This window comes from Azospirillum sp. (genome assembly GCF_035627195.1).
Lineage (GTDB): Bacteria > Pseudomonadota > Alphaproteobacteria > Azospirillales > Azospirillaceae > Azospirillum.
The window spans coordinates 1-16,150 of sequence record NZ_DASPMG010000006.1 but is presented as its reverse complement, the minus strand read 5'-3'; the positions used below and the strand labels follow the sequence as shown (position 1 = coordinate 16,150).

The following is a 16,150-nucleotide window of genomic DNA, read 5'->3' as shown; positions in this document are numbered from 1 at the left end:
GACCTGCTGCCGGAGCTGCAGGGCCGCCTGCCCATCCGCGTCGAGCTGAAGGCGCTGACGCAGGAGGACTTCAAGCGCATCCTGACCGAGCCCGAGGCCAGCCTGATCAAGCAGTACAAGGCGCTGCTGCAGACGGAGGAGGTGACGCTGGAGTTCACCGACGACGCCATCGACGAGCTGGCGCGGCTGGCGGCCGAGATCAACACGTCGGTCGAGAACATCGGCGCGCGGCGCCTGCACACGGTGATGGAGCGCCTGTTGGAGGAGATCAGCTTCACCGCCTCCGACAAGCCCGGCCAGACCGTGTCCATCGACGCGGCCATGGTGCGCGAGCGCGTCGGCAGCCTCGCCAAGAACGCCGACCTGTCGAAGTTCATTCTGTAAAATGCACATGAAGCCCTTCTCCCCTTGCGGGAGAAGGGTTGGGATGAGGGGTCGTTACCGCCCGGAGGGCGGGACAAGGAGCCTTCTCCGGCCTGCCGGCCGTAATCCCCCTCACCCCAACCCCTCTCCCGCAGGGGGAGAGGGGCTTTGAACTTTGGAGCCCCCCCATGTCCTGGTCGGCCGGCTACGTCGTCGACACGCCCTGCACGCCGGGCTTCTACCGCGAGATGGCGCCGGCCGCCGTGGTGTTCGCGGCACTGCTGGCCGGCCGTGCCGTGCCGGCGCCGCGGGCGGCGCTGGAACTCGGCTGCGGGGCGGGGTTCAACGCCGCGGTGCTGGCCGCCGCCAACCCGGACTGCGCCTGGACGGCGATCGACTTCAACCCCGACCACATCGCGGCGGCCGAGGACTTCCGCGCCCGCGCCTGCCTGGAAAACCTCACCCTCTCCGACGCCAGCTTCGCCGAGTGCCGCGCCCGCCACCCCGGTCCGTTCGATTATGTGGCCGCGCACGGGGTGTACTCGTGGATCGGCGACGACACGGCGCGGGACGTACAGGACGTCCTGCGCGCCTCGCTGGCCATCGGCGGGGCGCTGTACCTGTCCTACAACTGCCTGCCCGGCTGGGCGGCGCTGTCCCCTCTGGGCCGGCTGTTCGCCGAGGCGGCGGCCCGGCACGTCGGCACGTCGGCCGACAAGGCGCGCGCGGCGGTGGACTTCGCGCGCCGGCTGGCCGACAGCGGTGCGGCGTACATCTCCGCCAACCCGGCCGTACGCGCGCGCCTCGACGCCATCGCCGGCCAGGACCCGCAGTACCTCGCGCACGAGTACCTGAACGCCGACTGGCGCCTGCTGTACCACGCCGACGTGGCGCGCGACATGGCCGCCGCCAAGCTGTCCTTCCTCGGCTCCGCCGACCCGGTCGAGGCGTTCCCGGAACTGGCGCTGCCCGCCGGCATGCGCGCCATGGTGCGGGGCGAGCCCGACCCGGCGCTGGCCGAGACGTTGAAGGACTTCGCCGTCAACCGCCAGTTCCGCCGCGACCTGTTCGGCAAGGGCACGCTGCGCCTGTCCGCCGCTGAGCGCGAGGCGCGCCTGCTGGACACGGCGCTGGTCACGCTGGTCTACCCCGGCGACCTGCGGCTGGAACTGCGCACCGCCGCCGGCGACCTGGACGGCACTGCCGATGCGGCCCGTGCCATGGTCGAACGCCTGTGGCGCGACGGCCCGCTGCCGCTGCGCGCCTTCGTCGGTACCGCTGGCGTGGCGCCGGTGCTGCGCACCGCCGCCCTGTTGGTGCACGCCAACCAGATCCACCCCGTCGCCCGCGCCGTGAACGAAGAGGCCCGCGCCGTCGCCCGCCGCTTCAACGCCACGGTGTGCGAGCGCACGCTGATGGGCGAGGAGCGCGGCTTCTTCGCCGCCCCCGGCATCGGCAGCGGCATCGCCGCCGGCTTCATGGAGCAGGTGGTCTACCGCGCGCTGCTCGCGAACCCGGCGGCCAGCGCCGCCGCCGTGGCCGACGCGGTGCAGCCCGAACTGGCCCGTCTCGGCCGCCCGGTGATGCGGGCCGGCGAGCCGATCGCCGATGTGCAGGAACAGAAGCGCGAACTGGCCGCCCGGCTGGCCCTGCACCTGGAGCGCAAGGTGCCCGTTTGGCGGGGTTTGGGAGTGTTGTAGCGTTCACAACCTCTCCCCGCTGGGGAGAGGTCGGCGCGAAGCGCCGGGTGAGGGGGTTGTCGGGGGACCGGGAACGTTCGCGACGCCGGACCCCCTCACCCTAACCCTCTCCCCGGAGGGGAGAGGGGACTGTGGCTCACCCCGTGGCCGCCAGCTGCGAGGTGTTGGCCGGCACGTTGCGCACGCGCAGGCGCTTTATGCGGCGGGGGTCGGCGTCCACCACCTCGAACTCGATGCCGGAGGGGTGCTTCAGAAGCTCGCCGCGGCCCGGCACGCGGCCGGCCAGCGACACCACGAGGCCGCCCAGCGTGTCGATGTCCTCGCGCTCCTCCTCGGTCAGGACCGGGCCGACGCGTTCCTCGAAATCCTCGATCGCCACGCGGGCGTCGGCCAGGAGGGAGCCGTCGGGGCGGTCCATCAGGCGGGGCTGCACGGCGTCGTCGTGCTCGTCCTCGATCTCGCCGACGATCTCCTCGACAAGGTCCTCGATGGTGACGAGGCCGTCGATGCCGCCGAACTCGTCGACGACCAGCGCCATGTGCTGGCGCGTCTGGCGCATCTGCAGCAGAAGGTCCAGCACCGGCATGCTGGGCGCCACGATCAGCACCTCGCGCACGATGTCCTTCAGCTCGCCGGGGCGCTGGCTGGCGATGCAGGCCAGCACGTCCTTGATGTGCACCATGCCCACCACGTCGTCCAGCGTCTCGCGGTAGACGGGCATGCGCGAGTGCGCTTCCTCGGACATGCGCTGGATCAGCGCCGGCAGGGGGGTTGAAACGTCGACGCCGACGATGTCGGCGCGCGGCACCATCACGTCGACGACGGTGCGGTCGCGCAGCTTGAGCACGTTGCCCAGAAGCGCGCGCTCGTTGGCGGCCATGCCGCCTTCGGCTTCGCCTTCCTCCTCGATCAACTCTTCCAGAGTGTCGCGGAGGGTGGTGTCGCCTCTGCCCCGGATCACGGAGCGCAGCCATCCACGGAAGAGATGGCCCAGCGATTGGTCTTCGGCCCCGTCGTCACGGGGCATTCGACTGTCGGATGTTTCGGTCATGGTCCTGGCGGTTGCGGTTGCGTCAGGTCCCCGGCGTCCGGGGCGTGGGGGTGGCCGTGGGCGTACGGATCGGCGATGCCGAGGGTCTTCAGCACCTCGACCTCCAGCGCTTCCATCTCCTCGGCGTCCTCGTCCACCTCGTGATCATACCCGAGAAGATGCAGAACGCCATGCACGACGAGGTGGGAGAGGTGATCGGAAACGGGCTTGCCCTGCTCGGCCGCCTCGCGCGCGACCGTCTCCCAGGCCAGGATGACGTCGCCCAGCAGGGTGGGGGCGTCTTCCGCCTCGGGCTCCTCGGCCTCGGTCAGCGCGAAGGACAGCACGTTGGTCGGCTTGTCCTTGCCGCGGTAGTCGCGGTTGAGCTGCCGGACCAGCGCGTCGTCGGCCAGCACGATGGACATCTCGGCCGGGCCTTCGTCGTCGGGCCACGTCGCCGACAGCGCGGCCAGCGCGGCGCGCTCGGCCAGCCATTCGGCGTCCTCGGCCCAGTCCCCGGCCTCGCGGGTGACGGCGACGTCCACCTGCATCATGGCGCCGCCTCCCCGTTGCGGGGCTTGGCCTTGCCGGCCTCGTGCCTGTCATAGGCGCGCACGATGCGGCTGACCAGCGGGTGGCGCACCACGTCCTTGTCGGTGAAGTGGACGAAGCGCACGCCCTCCACCTCGCGCAGGATCTCCAGCGCGTCCTTCAGGCCGGAGCGGGTGCCGGCCGGCAGGTCGATCTGCGAGATGTCGCCGGTCACCACCATGCGCCCGCCCTCGCCCAGGCGGGTGAGGAACATCTTCATCTGCATGGGCGTGGTGTTCTGCGCCTCGTCCAGGATGACGAACGCGTTGGCCAGCGTGCGGCCGCGCATGAAGGCCAGGGGTGCGATCTCGATCTCGCCGGAATCCAGGCGCTTCTTCACCTGCTCGGCCGGCAGCATGTCGTGCAGCGCGTCGTAGAGCGGGCGCAGGTAGGGGTCCACCTTCTCCTTCAGGTCGCCGGGCAGGAAGCCCAGCCGCTCCCCCGCCTCGACCGCCGGGCGCGACAGCACGATGCGGTCGACCTGCCCCGACGTCAGCAGCGCCACCGCCTGTGCCACGGCGAGGTAGGTCTTGCCGGTGCCGGCGGGGCCCAGACCGAACACCATCTCGCTCTCCGCCAGCGCCTGCAGATACGCGGCCTGGGTGGGGGAGCGCGGGCTGATGGCGCCCTTGCGGCGGGTGCGCACCTGGAAGTCGGGCTTGGCGATGGTGGCCAGCGCCTGATCGCGGCCGGCCGGGTCGATGACGGAGGTCGCCATGCGCAGCGCCGCGTCCACCTCGCCGACGCCGACGGGGAGGCCGCGCTTCAGCCGCTCGTACAGCGCCATTAGGGCGGAGCGGGCGGATTCCGCGGAATCCTCCGGCCCGGCGATGGTCAGGGCGTTGCCGCGCGAGATCAGCGAGACGCCCAGCTGGGTTTCGATGCGCGCCAGATGCTGGTCGTGCTGACCATAGAGCATCGGCAGCAGACGGTTGTCGTCGAACTGTAGGTCGATGCGCTGCTCGGACGGGCCGTTCAAGCGCGTGCCTCCATGGAAGGAATGGCAGGGCGGGCGGAACTGGACTCGTAAACGCCGGTGACGATGGTTCCGCCCAGGCTGTTGACGTGCGCGGCCTCGATCCGGACGTCGGCGATGCTGCCCATCAGGCGCTCGCCCCCCTCCACGTAGACCGACTGCATGTACGGGCTGCGGCCCAGCAGCTGGCCCGGCCGCTTGCCAACGCGGTCGAACAGCACCGGCACCGTCCGGCCGACGAAGCCCTGGTTGAAGGCCTGCTGGTGCGAGTCAAGAAGCTGCTGCAGGGCCGCCAGACGCTCCGCCTTCACCTCCTCGGGCACCTGCTGGTCGTCCACGGCGGCGGGCGTGCCGGGGCGGGGCGAGTACTTGAAGGAATAGGCCTGGGCGTAGCGCACGTCGTTCACCAGTCGCAGCGTCTCGGCGAAGTCCGCGTCGCGCTCGCCGGGGAAGCCGACGATGAAGTCGCCGGACAGCGCGAGGTCGGGGCGCGCCGTGCGCAGCTTGTCGACCAGGGCGCGGTAGTGGTCGGCCGTGTGCTTGCGGTTCATCGCCGCCAGGATGCGGTCGGACCCGGCCTGCACCGGCAGGTGCAGGTAGGGCATCAGCTGCGGCACCTCGGCGTGCACGCGGATCAGCTCGTCGTCTAGGTCGCGCGGGTGCGAGGTGGTGTAGCGGATGCGCTTCAGCCCGTCGATCTCCGCCAGTTCGCGGATCAGGCGGGCGAGGCCCCAGGTGGAGCCGTCCGGCGCTTCTCCGTGGAAGGCGTTGACGTTCTGGCCCAGCAGGTTGATCTCCCGCGTGCCGTTGGCGACGAGGCGCTTGGCTTCCTCGATCACCTGCGCGGCGGGGCGCGAGAACTCCGCACCGCGGGTGTAGGGCACGACGCAGAAGGTGCAGAACTTGTCGCAGCCCTCCTGCACCGCCAGGAAGGCGGTGACGCCCTGCGAGGCGTCGTCCGGCAGGTGGTCGAACTTGGACTCCGCCGGGAAGTCGGTGTTCAGCACCGCGCCGGCCGCGCGGTGGGCGCGCGCCACCATCTCCGGCAGGGTGTGGTAGGTCTGCGGGCCGAAGACGATGTCGACGAAGGGGGCGCGGGCGACGATCTCCTCGCCCTCCGCCTGGGCGACGCAGCCGGCGACGGCCAGGATCATGCGCTCGCCCTGGTCGGCCTTGCGGTCCTTCAGCGTGCGCAGGCGGCCGAGTTCCGAGAACACCTTCTCGGCGGCCTTCTCGCGGATGTGGCAGGTGTTGAGGATCACCATGTCGGCGCCGTCCGGCTCGTCCGCCGTCCGGTATCCCAGGGGCGCCAGGACGTCCGCCATGCGGGCGGAGTCGTAGACGTTCATCTGGCAGCCCCAGGTCTTGATGAAGAGCTTCTTGCTCAAGCCGCTCCCTTCCGCACCCATATCCGCGCCGCTCGTGTCCCGCTAAATGACAAAAGCGCGCCGGACAGGCTCCGCCGGCACGCATGAGGATCCATATGGTAACACGCGCCCGCCGAATCGAGTCAACCGCGCGCGCGGGGGAAAGTTCGTGGATGGACCTTTGCCCTCACCCGGCCGCTTCCGCGGCCACCCTCTCCCGGAGCGGGAGAGGGTCGGGATGCCGCCCCGACACCGCCCTTGCCACGCCCTGCGACACCACCGTCTGGCAGTGTTCGGCCAGTGCCTTGCGGCTGGAGAAGCCTTCCAGGGTGACCGGCGGGTGGAACTCCACCTCCACCGTCATGCGGCCGGCCTTGAACGCCTCCCACAGGTGCGGCGCCAGGTCCATGTCGCCGTACCACGCGTACAGCGGGCGGAAGGCCATGCCCATGGGGATGCCGTCCAGGCGGGTGGCGGTCACGCTCACCGGCTGCACGGTCAGCGGCTTGTCGTCCACGCGCATGGCCGCCACGGCGAACAGCGCGGTCTTGAAGGGCAGGGTGCGGTTGCCGTCGGACGAGGTGCCCTCGGGGAACAGGATCAGGATGTCGCCGGCCTCCAGCCGCGCCTTCAGATCGTCGCGCTGCCGGCCGGCGCCGGAGCGCGCCTTGCGCTCGACGAACACCGTCTCCTGCAGCTTGGCCAGCAGCCCGAAAAAGGGCCAGCCCGCCACCTCCGTCTTGGCGACGAAGGAGCCGGGGATCAGGCTGCCCAGAACCGTGATGTCCAGGTAGGAGGAGTGGTTGGAGACGACCAGCACCGGCCGCTCGCGCGCCGGTTCGCCGCGCACCACCACGTCGATGCCGATGATGCGCGTGCACACCGCGTGGTAGAAGCGCGGCAGGCTGTGCCGCAGCGGCCAGCGCAGCGCCACCGCCAGCGCCTGCACCGGGATCAGCACGACCGTCCACAGCAGGTAGACGGCGAGGCGGGCGAAGCCGAGGACCGGCGATCCCATCACGGCTTCCGTTCCCCGCTCAGGCGGACTGCGCGTCGCGGCTGCGCCGCTCGTAGTGCTTGGCGTACTTGTCGGTGACGAGGTCGGTCTTCACGACGATGCAGACGTCCGTGGTGTTGAACTGGTGGTCGATCACCGCGCCGTCGCCGATGAAGCCGCCCAGGCGCAGGTAGCCCTTGATCAGCGGCGGCAGCTCGACCAGCGCCCGCTTGGCGTCCACCGCCTCCTTCTCCATCAGCGCCATGTCGACGTAGAGGTCGGGCAGCGCGCGGGCGCGCAACTCCGGCGGGGCCAGATGGTAGTGGTGGAGGTAAGACAGCGGCTGGGCGATCGCCTGCGGGTCGGTGCCGGGCAGGCTGGCGCAGCCGAACATCAGCTCGATCCGGTGCTGGGCGACGTAGGCCGCGATGCCGCGCCACAGCAGCTGCATGCTGCCGCGCGTGCGGTAGGCGGCGTCGACGCAGGACCGGCCCAGCTCCAGCACCTCGCCGGGGAAGTTGGCGAGCGGGCTGATGTCGTACTCGCTGCTGGAATAGAAGCGCCCCGCCTTCTCGGCGGCCGGGCGGCGGATCAGGCGGTAGGTGCCGACCACGGACTCCGGCCCGCCGCCGCGCGCGTGGTCGACGACCAGCAGGTGGTCGCACAGCGCGTCGAAGTCGTCGAAGTCGCGGTGGCGTGCCGCCATCTCGGGCGAGGGCACCGCCGACATCTCGTTGTAGAAGACGCGGTAGCGCAGGGCCTGCGCCCAATCGATCTCGGCGGCGGACTCGGCGAGCCGCACTTCGAGGGAGCCCATGCGCAGTTCAGAGGAACTGGCCTGATCGGTGCTCGTGTCAGTCATCCGGATCGCATTGGCTGGGTCGCAACACGGGCCCGACACTTCGGCCCCATGGGCCGGGCGCGTGCCCGGCCAACAGGGATACCACAAAGCAATGCCCGGCGGTCAACCGCCGATGCGGCGACGCTCCGGAACGGGCCGCGCGTGGGTGTCAGGCGCCGCGGCGGGCGCGGGTGCCGAGGCCGATCTGCTTGGCCAGCGAGCTGCGCTGGCGGGCGTAGTTCGGCGCCACCATCGGGTAGTCGGTCGGCAGGCCCCAACGGTCCCGGTATTCCTCCGGCGACATGTTGTAGGCGGTCTTGAGGTGGCGCTTCAGCATCTTCAGCTTTTTGCCGTCCTCGAGGCAGATGATGTAGTCCGGCGTCACCGACTTCTTCACGGGCACGGCCGGCTGCGGGCGCTCCTCCACGGGTACCTGCTCAACCCCCACGTTGGACAGGGACTTGTACACCTGTTCGATCAGCGTCGGGAGATCGTTTAGGGCCACTGTATTGTTGGAGACATGCGCCGCCACGATCTCCGTGGTCAGAGACAACAGCGCGTTGGAAGGGGACCCATTGCTCATGTAAGCTTGCTCCGCGGCTTGGCGTTCCTCTCCATATAAAGAGGTTCGCGCCGGCACGCAATATCCAATCTTTGCCCCAAAGAGGAAGACGTGCACGAAGAAAGGTCCGCAGATTACTTCTTGGACATCACGACGGAGGTGTGTCCGTTAACCTTCGTCAAAACAAAGTTGTCGGTGGAACGGATGGCGAGCGGCCAGACCCTGGAAGTGCGGCTGAACGCGGGCGAACCCTTGGAAAATGTACCGCGATCTCTGGGTGAATTGGGGCACGCCATTCTCGCGCTGCGCCCTGAAAATCCGGACGATCCGGCCGGTCCGCACCGCCTGATCGTGCGAAAAAGTTAAGGCTCAGAACGAACGCCGCAGCACCAGCGCCGCGACGCGCCCGTCGGGCCGCTTGTAGTAGCCGGGGCGCCGCCCCACGGGGGCGAAACCGGCAGCGGCGTAGAGCGCGCGCGCGGCCGCGTTGTCCTCCGCCACCTCCAGGAACAGCGCGGTGGCGCCCAGGCGCCGCGCGCCGTCCGTGGCCTCGTCGACCAGCCGGCGGCCGAACCCGCCGCCGCGCGCGCCCGGCAGCACGCCGATGGTCAGGATCTCCGCGTCCTCGGCGACGACGCGGGCCAGCACGAAGCCCAAGGGATCGGGGCCCATAGGATCGGTGCCCACCGGGTCATCGCCGCCGCGCACCGCCAGCAAGGCGAAGGTGCCGGGCTGCGCAAGCAGCGAACCGATGAACTCCGCCGACCACGGCTCGTCGGAGAAGCACGCCTGTTGCATGGCAGCCAGTACTTCGACTTCGAATTGTGTGGCCGGGCGGATAAGAACGGGGGTCACGACTTGGCCTTCGGCAGCGTGACGTCGGGCGCGCGCAGGTAGAGCGGCTGCGCCGGCAGCCCCCCGGTGCGCCGGGCGCCCAACTCGGCGACCACCGCCGCGTCCGGCAGGCCCGGCCCGGCGGCGTACGCGGTGTCCGCCCGGCCGGCCAGCACCGGCGCCAGCATCGCCGCCGCGTCGCCGGCGACCAGCAGCGGGCCGCCCGGTGCCTTGGCCGCCAGCCAGCCGGGAACCGCCGCCGGTTCCAGCAGCACCGGCTCGCCGAGCGGCGCCAGATCCTCGTCGAACAGCTGAAGGAACGGCTCGGCCCGGCGGGAGTCGATGGCGACCAGAACGCGGCGGCCCCGCCGCTCATCCTCCGGCAGCGCGTGCGCCACGGCGTCGAAGGTGGTCACCCCGAGGATGGGCAGGCCGGCCGCCAGCGCGAAGCCGCGCGCCGCCGCCAGTGCGATGCGCAGGCCGGTGAAGGCGCCCGGCCCGACGGTGACGGCGATGCGGTCCAACCCATCCACCGTCACCCCGGCGTCGGCCAGCACGGCCTGCACCATGGGCACCAGCGCCTCCGCCTGGCCGCGGGCCATCGGCTCGGCGCGGCGCGCGGTGACGCGCCCGTCGTCCCACACCGCCGCCGAGCAGCCCGACGTCGCCGTGTCGAGACCCAGGACCCTCATGCCCACCTTCATGCCCGCACTCCATCCGTGCTACACGGGGGGACCCGTCGCCGCAGCACCGTCCCCATCCATGCTGATCGAAATCGCGCCTCCGGCGTTCGACGTCGCCGTCGACCTCCGCTACGCCACGGACGACAACCTGACCGGCCGGCCGGTCTACCGCCGCGCCGTCTGCCTGCTGCACCCGGAGGCGGCGGCGCGCCTGACCCGCGCGGCGGAACTGGCGCGCGGCGCCGGGTTCCGGCTGCGCGTCTACGATGCCTTCCGCCCGGTCGAGGCGCAATGGGAGCTATGGCACGCGCTGCCCGATCCCGTCTACATCGCCGACCCGCGACTCGGTTCCAACCATTCGCGCGGCGTGGCGGTGGACCTGACGCTCGACGGCGCGGACGGCCGCTCGCTGGACATGGGAACGCCCTTCGACGACATGACTGAGCGCTCGCACCACGGCCGCGCCGACCTGCCCCCCGCGGTGCAGCGCAACCGGGCGCTGCTGCTCGGCATCATGACGGCGGCGGGGTGGCGGCATTACGACGCGGAATGGTGGCATTACCAGCTTCCCGACGCCGAACGCCACCCCCTGTTGACCGATGCGGCGGCCGGCGGGCGCATGATGGCGGGGCCGGTTCCGGGGCGGGTTCCGGCGGTGGCCTGATCGCCACAGGTTGTGTTGCACATGGGCACCGTCCGCCGGTGAAGCCAAGCCTGCGGCGGTTCATCCCTTGTTCCCGCGCGGCGGCTGTGCCACACCATCGGCGTTGGTCGGTCCCGAACCGGCCGCCATGTCGACACCGATGCCATGCCGTTCCGCCGCGTCGCCGCCTCGCTTGCCGCCGTCGCCGCATGGGCCTTCCTGGCCTGCGCGGGCGCCCCGGCCGTGGCTGCCCCGGCCACCCCCGACGATGGCCCGAGCGCCGTCGTCTTCGCCTACAACCGCTTCGGCGAGGACCAGACCCCCTCCAGCAGCATCCGCATCGACCAGTTCGAGGCGCACCTGGAGGAGCTGAAGAACGGCGACTACGCCGTGCTGCCGCTGCCGCAGATCCTAGAGGCGGTGCGTAACCAGGCGCCGCTGCCGCCGCGCACGGTCGCCATCACCATCGACGACGCGACCCGGTCCTTCTACCGCCACGCCTGGCCGCGCCTGCGGGCGGCGGGCCTGCCCTTCACGCTGTTCGTCGCCGCCGACGCGGTGGGCCGGCCCGACACGCACATGACCTGGGACGAGCTGCGCCAGCTGGCGTCCGCCGGGGGCGTCACCATCGGCGCCCTGGGCACCACCACCGCCTCGCTGGTGTCCAAGCCGCCGGTCGACACGCGCGCCGAGCTGCGCCGCGCCCGCGACCGCCTGCAGGCGGAGCTGGGCCAGCGGCCGGCGCTGTTCGCCTATCCCGGCGGCGACTATTCCGCGGCGCTGCGCACGCTGGTGGCCGAGCAGGGCTTCGCCGCCGGCTTCGGCCAGCAGTCGGGCGTCATCCACCCGGACAGCGATTTCCGTGCCCTGCCGCGCTTCGTGATGATCGAGTCGTTCGGCGGCATCGAGCGCTTCCGCCTCGCCGCCAACGCGCTGCCGCTGCCGGTGTCCGACGTGACGCCGGACGATCCGGTGCTGGCGGTCAACCCGCCGCCGCTCGGCTTCACGGTGGGCGAGGCGGTGGGCGACCTGTCGCGGCTGGCCTGCTTCGCCTCCGGCCAGGGCCGCACCCAGGTGGAGCACATCGCCGAGGACCGGGTGGAGGTGCGCATCGCCGACCCGTTCCCGCCGGGCCGCTCGCGCGTCAACTGCACGCTGCCCGGTCCCGACGGCCGCTGGCGCTGGTTCGGCGTGCAGTTCCTGGTGCCGGAGTGAAGAAACAGAAGGCGCGTTGGGTTTTCGGCTGTGCCTCAACCCAACCTACGACGTGAGGGTAGGTTGGGTTGAGCGCAGCGAAAACCCAACGTCGAAAACGGTCAGCGCACGGCGCGGACTTCGACCACTTCGGGGATGTAGTGGCGCAGCATGTTCTCGATGCCGTTCTTCAGCGTGGCGGTCGAGCTGGGGCAGCCGGCGCACGAGCCCTTCATGTGCAGGTAGACCACGCCGCGGTCGAAGCCGTGGAAGGTGATGTCGCCGCCGTCCTGCGCCACCGCCGGGCGCACGCGGGTGTCGAGCAGCTCCTTGATCTGCTGGACGATCTCGTCGTCGTCCTCGGTCACCGCGTTGTCGTCGCCGCCATGCAGCAGCACCGGCTTGCCGGCGGTGAAGTGCTCCATGATGACGCCGAGGATGGAGGGCTTCAGCAGGAACCACTCCTTCGACCCGTCCTTGGTGATGGTGATGAAGTCGGCGCCCAGGAAGACGCCGGCGACCCCGTCGATCTCGAACAGCCGCTCGGCGAGCGGCGAGCGGGCGGCCGCCTCGCGGCTGGTGAAGTCCGCCGTGCCGTGGCCGAGCACCTCACGCCCCGGCAGGAACTTGAGGGTGGCCGGATTGGGGGTCTGCTCGGTCTGGATGAACATGGTGCTGAATCCTTTCTGCGCTGCCGCCGAAGAAGACTGGCGGCGTATCGGAAACTTGGGCAGAATCGCCGGCAAGATCAAGCGCGCCCTCGTTGGGGAATTTGACGGTGAGCAAGGATTCCGCTGCTTCGGGCAGCGACGCCCGCGCGGCGGTCGTCGATTGGCTGCTCGGCGAGGCCCGGATGCTTCCCGAAGTTCCCGACGTGCTGGACGCCTTCTGCGTCCGCATGGCTGAGGAAGGGGTGCCGCTGGTCCGTTGCGCGCTGGGCCTGCGCGTGCTGCACCCGCTGTTCCGCATGATGACCGTCTACTGGCGCCACGGCCGCGGCATCGTCGAGGTGGTGGAGCGCGAGCACGGCAGCGAGAACACCCCCGAATACCGCTCCAGCCCCGTGGCCGCCATCATCGACGCCGGTGCGGAGGCCATGCGCTTTCCCCTGGAGCGGATGGCCGAGCCCTGGCCGTTCCCCGTGCTGGACGACTTGAAGGCGCAGAACATCACCGATTACGCCATCATGGCGCTCGCCTTCTCCAACGGCCGGCGCAACATGCTGAGCGTCGCCACGGACCGCCCGGGCGGCTTCTCCACCGCCGATCTGGCGCTGATCGACGGCGTGCTGCCGGCGCTGGCCGCGGTGCTGGAGCTGAAGAGCGTGCGCCGCCTCGCCGCCACGGTGCTCGACACCTACGTCGGCCGGCGCACCGGGGCGCGCATCCTGTCCGGCGACATCCGGCGCGGCACCGGGGCGGGCCTGAACGCCGTGCTGTGGTACTGCGACCTGCGCGGCTTCACGGCGCTGGCCGACCGCCTGCCGCGCGAGGAGCTGATCGCGCTGCTGAACGGCTATTTCGAGATCATGGGCGGCGCCATCGAGGCGCGCGACGGCGAGATCCTGAAGTTCGTCGGCGACGCCGTGCTGGCCGTCTTCCCGCTGCCCGACGGCCCCTGCGCCGCCGATTGCGAGGCCGCGACCTGCGCCCGCGCGCTGGACGCCGCCGAGGAGGCGCTGGCCGGGATGGCGCGCCTGAACGCGGAACGCGCCGCCTGGGGCCAGCCGACGCTGCGCTACGGCCTGGCGCTGCACGTCGGCGACGTCATGTACGGCAACATCGGCGCTCCCAACCGCCTGGACTTCACGGTGATCGGCCCGGCCGTCAACCTGGTCAGCCGCATCGAGGGGCTGTGCGCCCGCCTGGACCGCCCGGTGCTGACCTCGGAAGCCTTCGCCCGCCACTGCCCGGAGCGCCTCGCCTCGCTCGGCTGGCAGCCGGTGAAGGGGCTGGTCGAGCCGATCCAGGTGTTCGGGCTGAAGGGCTGACGGCCGCGCCCGTCAGGCGGCCATGCCGTGCTTCAGCGCATCGAACCCCACCGTCGCCAGCCGGATCGTCTTCGGTATGGGGCGCTCGCCGCCCGTATAATAGGCCACCATGCGGCGGCTGATGCCGAGCGCGTCGGCCGCCTTGCTCAGCGACAGGCCGTTGTGCTCCATCCAGGCGCGGAAGTCGTCGGCCGGCATGAAGTCGCCGTTCTGCTCCCCCGCCCAGCGCCAGAGCTGTTGCGAGCTGAGGTCCAGATCGTCCGTCCAGGCGACCGACCAGCCCCATTCCCCGACGTGCGCCCGCTGGAAGAGATCCGGATCGCGCAGGGGCGCCAAGGTGCGGCTGCGCGCCAGGACGGCGGACAGGTCGACCTTTTCCACGCTGCCGTCCTTCCATGTCACCACCAGCGTTGCGGGGGGACGAGTGTGCACGTCGGCGATCTGTTGATGCGGCACCGTCCTCATGGGTCAGCTCCTTCCAGCGCTCCAAGAGCATTTCGGTGTTGGCCTTGACCCAATCCATGGCGTCCGTGATGGTGCGGACCTTGCCCGTCCGGCCGATGATCCTGCCCTTCCCGCCGATTTCGACCCCCCGATCTCGACCAGCGCCTCGAAGTCCGGTCCTCGGATGTGAACGTGTGGTGGGTTGTGGTCCGCAGGATATATGGACACGGTGCAGGCGGCGAACCGCGCGATCGTCGGCATGTCGAAAGCTTAGTGCAACAGTTGCACCACGACAACCGTTCCGTTGACGGTGGGTGCCGGCACCCATAGACACGCTTCCATGAACGCTATCTCCCGCCGCACCGCCCCGTACCTGATCGCCGCCTTCGCCGGGGGGTGGTCGCTGATGATGCTGGAGATCCTGGGCGGGAGGCTGATGGCGCCGCACTACGGCTATTCCGTCTACCAGTGGGGGGCGGTCATCGGCGTGGTGCTGGGGTTCATGGCGGCCGGCTACTGGTACGGCGGGTCGGTGGGCGACGGGCCGCGCGCGGTGCCGGCGCTGCGCGGCGCGCTCGTGGCCGGGGCGCTGTGGGCGGGGGCGTCGCCGTGGGTCGGGCCGGGGTTGCTGGAGGCGGCGGCCGGGGGCGGCGTCGGCACGCCGGCCGGGTCGGTGGTCGGCGCCATGCTGCTTCTGGGCGCGCCGTCCTTCGCGCTGGCCATGGTGTCGCCGATCTGCGCGGGGTTGACGGCGGCGGGCGGGACGGCGGCCTCGGCCGGGCGGATCTACGCCGTCGGCACGCTGGGCAGCATCGGCGGCACCTTCTTCGCGTCCTTCTTCGCCATTCCCACCATCGGCGTGTCGGCCGGCTACGCCGTGGCCGGCGTCATCCTCGCCGCCGCCTGCCTGCCGCTGCCGCGCGGGCGCGAGGTGGGCGTCACGGCGGCCCTGCTGGCGCTGGCCGCCTGGGGGGCCGTGTGGCGGGAGGGCGAGGGGTTCGCGCTGTACCGCGAGACGCCGCACAACACCATCTACGTGCGCGAGGATGAGCGCGAGGTCCGCCTGCACCTGAACGTGCTGTGGGCGGTGCAGTCGCGCCTGCGCAAGGACGGTGGGCCGACCGGCCTGTACTACGACCTGTTCGCCGCCGCACCCGCGCTGGCGGACGGCCGGCGGGTGCTGATCCTGGGTCTGGCGGGCGGCGTGGCGGCGCGGGAGATCGGCCGCGCGTGGCCGGACACCGACATCCTGGGAGTCGAGCTGGACCCGGCGGTGGTGGAGGTGGCGCGCAAGCATTTCGGCCTCACCGGCGTGCGCACGCAGGTGGCCGACGCCCGCCGCTTCGTCCGCACCTCGGTCGAGACGCACGACGTCATCCTGGTCGACCTCTACAACGGCACGGTCATCCCCTTCTTCACCGCGACGCGGGAGTTCTTCGCGGCGGTGAAGCAGCGGCTGGCGCCCGGCGGCATGGTGATGATGAACGTCGCCTCGCCGGCCGACCGCGACGTGCTGACGGGGCCGCTGGCGGCGACGCTGGCGGCGGTGTTCCCGTCGGTGTTCATGGCCGACGCGGGCAACGGCAACTACTTCCTGATCGCCACGGCGGACGCGCGTACGCTGGCCGACGTACACGTACGCCTGGAGAAGGCCCCCGCGCCGGCCTTGTACGCGTCCCGCCGCATCGCCGAGACCATCCACCCCGTGGACGGCGCCGGCCACCCGGTGCTGACCGACGACCGCAGCGACATCGACCTGCGCAGCCTCGCCGCGCTGTACGGGCGGTGAGGGGTGCGGTGAGCGGTCACGTGATGGCGTCCAGCTGGTCCTCGCTCAACCCGCCGGGAACGATGGTCAGCGGGATGCGCAGGCGGCCCACGCCGCGCCCGGCGAAGAAGGAGATCAGCGGTCCCGGCCCCTCCGGCTCGATGCCC

18 protein-coding genes and 1 pseudogene are annotated in these 16,150 nt (G+C 71.0%); 7 read left to right on the top strand and 12 right to left on the bottom strand.

From position 1 onward, the window contains the following. Together VED21_RS00475 and VED21_RS00470 are read left to right on the top strand one after the other, a co-directional pair. Positions 1 to 384, top strand: a pseudogene (locus VED21_RS00475) (HslU--HslV peptidase ATPase subunit); the annotation flags it as partial. Between the two features lie 167 nt (positions 385 to 551). Next, positions 552 to 2,063 carry a class I SAM-dependent methyltransferase gene (locus VED21_RS00470; RefSeq protein WP_324880334.1) on the top strand — a complete coding sequence of 504 codons (1,512 nt, stop codon included), beginning with the start codon at positions 552 to 554 and terminating at the stop codon, positions 2,061 to 2,063. Between the two features lie 136 nt (positions 2,064 to 2,199). Here the strand turns inward: VED21_RS00470 and VED21_RS00465 are convergent, their stop codons facing one another. The 7 genes from VED21_RS00465 to VED21_RS00435 form a co-directional block, all read right to left on the bottom strand. Next, on the bottom strand, positions 2,200 to 3,114 hold the full coding sequence (locus tag VED21_RS00465; RefSeq protein ID WP_324880333.1) for a hemolysin family protein: 915 nt from the start codon (positions 3,112 to 3,114) through the stop codon (positions 2,200 to 2,202). Next, positions 3,111 to 3,644, bottom strand: coding sequence for an rRNA maturation RNase YbeY (ybeY, locus tag VED21_RS00460; RefSeq protein WP_324880336.1), 534 nt, complete (start codon positions 3,642 to 3,644; stop codon positions 3,111 to 3,113). The genes VED21_RS00465 and ybeY overlap by 4 nt, the downstream gene beginning before the upstream one ends. Beyond that, positions 3,644 to 4,603: a PhoH family protein gene (locus VED21_RS00455; RefSeq protein ID WP_324880335.1), complete on the bottom strand. Its 960-nt coding sequence runs from the start codon at positions 4,601 to 4,603 to the stop codon at positions 3,644 to 3,646. The genes ybeY and VED21_RS00455 overlap by 1 nt, the downstream gene beginning before the upstream one ends. A 56-nt stretch (positions 4,604 to 4,659) precedes the next feature. Beyond that, positions 4,660 to 6,048 carry a tRNA (N6-isopentenyl adenosine(37)-C2)-methylthiotransferase MiaB gene (gene miaB / locus VED21_RS00450; protein WP_324880332.1) on the bottom strand — a complete coding sequence of 463 codons (1,389 nt, stop codon included), beginning with the start codon at positions 6,046 to 6,048 and terminating at the stop codon, positions 4,660 to 4,662. 166 nt (positions 6,049 to 6,214) lie between these two features. Next, on the bottom strand, positions 6,215 to 7,045 hold the full coding sequence (locus tag VED21_RS00445; protein ID WP_324880331.1) for a lysophospholipid acyltransferase family protein: 831 nt from the start codon (positions 7,043 to 7,045) through the stop codon (positions 6,215 to 6,217). Between the two features lie 19 nt (positions 7,046 to 7,064). Then, positions 7,065 to 7,886, bottom strand: a complete 822-nt coding sequence (locus tag VED21_RS00440; RefSeq protein ID WP_324880330.1) for a GNAT family N-acetyltransferase — start codon at positions 7,884 to 7,886, stop codon at positions 7,065 to 7,067. A 148-nt stretch (positions 7,887 to 8,034) separates the two neighbouring features. Then, entirely contained in the window at positions 8,035 to 8,448 is a 414-nt protein-coding gene (locus VED21_RS00435) for a MucR family transcriptional regulator (RefSeq protein ID WP_324880329.1), read from the bottom strand. Positions 8,449 to 8,568: 120 nt separating this feature from the next. On the opposite strand from VED21_RS00435, the gene VED21_RS00430 reads away from it, so the two are divergent. Continuing rightward, positions 8,569 to 8,793 carry a sulfurtransferase TusA family protein gene (locus VED21_RS00430; protein WP_324880328.1) on the top strand — a complete coding sequence of 75 codons (225 nt, stop codon included), beginning with the start codon at positions 8,569 to 8,571 and terminating at the stop codon, positions 8,791 to 8,793. Between the two features lie 3 nt (positions 8,794 to 8,796). On the opposite strand, the gene VED21_RS00425 is transcribed toward VED21_RS00430, so the two are convergent. Beyond that, positions 8,797 to 9,225 (bottom strand): GNAT family N-acetyltransferase, encoded by a 429-nt coding sequence (locus VED21_RS00425; RefSeq protein WP_324880327.1) that lies wholly within the window; start codon positions 9,223 to 9,225, stop codon positions 8,797 to 8,799. Between the two features lie 53 nt (positions 9,226 to 9,278). Continuing rightward, the gene (tsaB, locus tag VED21_RS00420) at positions 9,279 to 9,953 is read right to left on the bottom strand and encodes a tRNA (adenosine(37)-N6)-threonylcarbamoyltransferase complex dimerization subunit type 1 TsaB (RefSeq protein WP_324880326.1); all 675 of its coding nucleotides are present in this window, start codon (positions 9,951 to 9,953) and stop codon (positions 9,279 to 9,281) included. A gap of 70 nt (positions 9,954 to 10,023) precedes the next feature. Between tsaB and ddpX the strand changes: the two genes are divergently transcribed. After that, positions 10,024 to 10,608 (top strand): D-alanyl-D-alanine dipeptidase, encoded by a 585-nt coding sequence (gene ddpX / locus VED21_RS00415; RefSeq protein ID WP_324880325.1) that lies wholly within the window; start codon positions 10,024 to 10,026, stop codon positions 10,606 to 10,608. Positions 10,609 to 10,752: 144 nt separating this feature from the next. Next, entirely contained in the window at positions 10,753 to 11,802 is a 1,050-nt protein-coding gene (locus VED21_RS00410; protein WP_324880324.1) for a polysaccharide deacetylase family protein, read from the top strand. Between the two features lie 101 nt (positions 11,803 to 11,903). On the opposite strand, the gene VED21_RS00405 is transcribed toward VED21_RS00410, so the two are convergent. Beyond that, on the bottom strand, positions 11,904 to 12,452 hold the full coding sequence (locus VED21_RS00405) for a NifU family protein (RefSeq protein WP_324880323.1): 549 nt from the start codon (positions 12,450 to 12,452) through the stop codon (positions 11,904 to 11,906). Between the two features lie 107 nt (positions 12,453 to 12,559). On the opposite strand from VED21_RS00405, the gene VED21_RS00400 reads away from it, so the two are divergent. After that, a complete protein-coding gene (locus tag VED21_RS00400) occupies positions 12,560 to 13,771 on the top strand; it encodes an adenylate/guanylate cyclase domain-containing protein (protein WP_324880322.1) in 1,212 nt (403 codons plus the stop codon). Between the two features lie 12 nt (positions 13,772 to 13,783). On the opposite strand, the gene VED21_RS00395 is transcribed toward VED21_RS00400, so the two are convergent. Both VED21_RS00395 and VED21_RS38935 read right to left on the bottom strand, forming a co-directional pair. Further along, positions 13,784 to 14,236, bottom strand: coding sequence for a DUF2442 domain-containing protein (locus VED21_RS00395; protein ID WP_324880321.1), 453 nt, complete (start codon positions 14,234 to 14,236; stop codon positions 13,784 to 13,786). Positions 14,237 to 14,239: 3 nt separating this feature from the next. Next, positions 14,240 to 14,476, bottom strand: coding sequence for a DUF4160 domain-containing protein (locus VED21_RS38935; RefSeq protein ID WP_414638144.1), 237 nt, complete (start codon positions 14,474 to 14,476; stop codon positions 14,240 to 14,242). 79 nt (positions 14,477 to 14,555) lie between these two features. Between VED21_RS38935 and VED21_RS00390 the strand changes: the two genes are divergently transcribed. Next, the gene (locus VED21_RS00390; RefSeq protein ID WP_324880320.1) at positions 14,556 to 16,004 is read left to right on the top strand and encodes a fused MFS/spermidine synthase; all 1,449 of its coding nucleotides are present in this window, start codon (positions 14,556 to 14,558) and stop codon (positions 16,002 to 16,004) included. Positions 16,005 to 16,150: the final 146 nt, after the last annotated feature.

Coding starts and splice junctions, on each gene's coding strand:
- VED21_RS00425 (WP_324880327.1), bottom strand. CDS start 9,225: ATGCAACAGGCGTGCTTCTCCGACGAGCCGTGGTCGGCGGAGTTCATC.
- ybeY (WP_324880336.1), bottom strand. CDS start 3,644: ATGCAGGTGGACGTCGCCGTCACCCGCGAGGCCGGGGACTGGGCCGAG.
- VED21_RS00470 (WP_324880334.1), top strand. CDS start 552: ATGTCCTGGTCGGCCGGCTACGTCGTCGACACGCCCTGCACGCCGGGC.
- ddpX (WP_324880325.1), top strand. CDS start 10,024: ATGCTGATCGAAATCGCGCCTCCGGCGTTCGACGTCGCCGTCGACCTC.
- VED21_RS00465 (WP_324880333.1), bottom strand. CDS start 3,114: ATGACCGAAACATCCGACAGTCGAATGCCCCGTGACGACGGGGCCGAA.
- VED21_RS00390 (WP_324880320.1), top strand. CDS start 14,556: ATGAACGCTATCTCCCGCCGCACCGCCCCGTACCTGATCGCCGCCTTC.
- VED21_RS00440 (WP_324880330.1), bottom strand. CDS start 7,886: ATGACTGACACGAGCACCGATCAGGCCAGTTCCTCTGAACTGCGCATG.
- VED21_RS00410 (WP_324880324.1), top strand. CDS start 10,753: ATGCCGTTCCGCCGCGTCGCCGCCTCGCTTGCCGCCGTCGCCGCATGG.
- VED21_RS38935 (WP_414638144.1), bottom strand. CDS start 14,476: ATGCCGACGATCGCGCGGTTCGCCGCCTGCACCGTGTCCATATATCCT.
- VED21_RS00435 (WP_324880329.1), bottom strand. CDS start 8,448: ATGAGCAATGGGTCCCCTTCCAACGCGCTGTTGTCTCTGACCACGGAG.
- VED21_RS00455 (WP_324880335.1), bottom strand. CDS start 4,603: ATGCTCTATGGTCAGCACGACCAGCATCTGGCGCGCATCGAAACCCAG.
- VED21_RS00445 (WP_324880331.1), bottom strand. CDS start 7,045: ATGGGATCGCCGGTCCTCGGCTTCGCCCGCCTCGCCGTCTACCTGCTG.
- VED21_RS00395 (WP_324880321.1), bottom strand. CDS start 14,236: ATGAGGACGGTGCCGCATCAACAGATCGCCGACGTGCACACTCGTCCC.
- VED21_RS00405 (WP_324880323.1), bottom strand. CDS start 12,452: ATGTTCATCCAGACCGAGCAGACCCCCAATCCGGCCACCCTCAAGTTC.
- tsaB (WP_324880326.1), bottom strand. CDS start 9,953: ATGAGGGTCCTGGGTCTCGACACGGCGACGTCGGGCTGCTCGGCGGCG.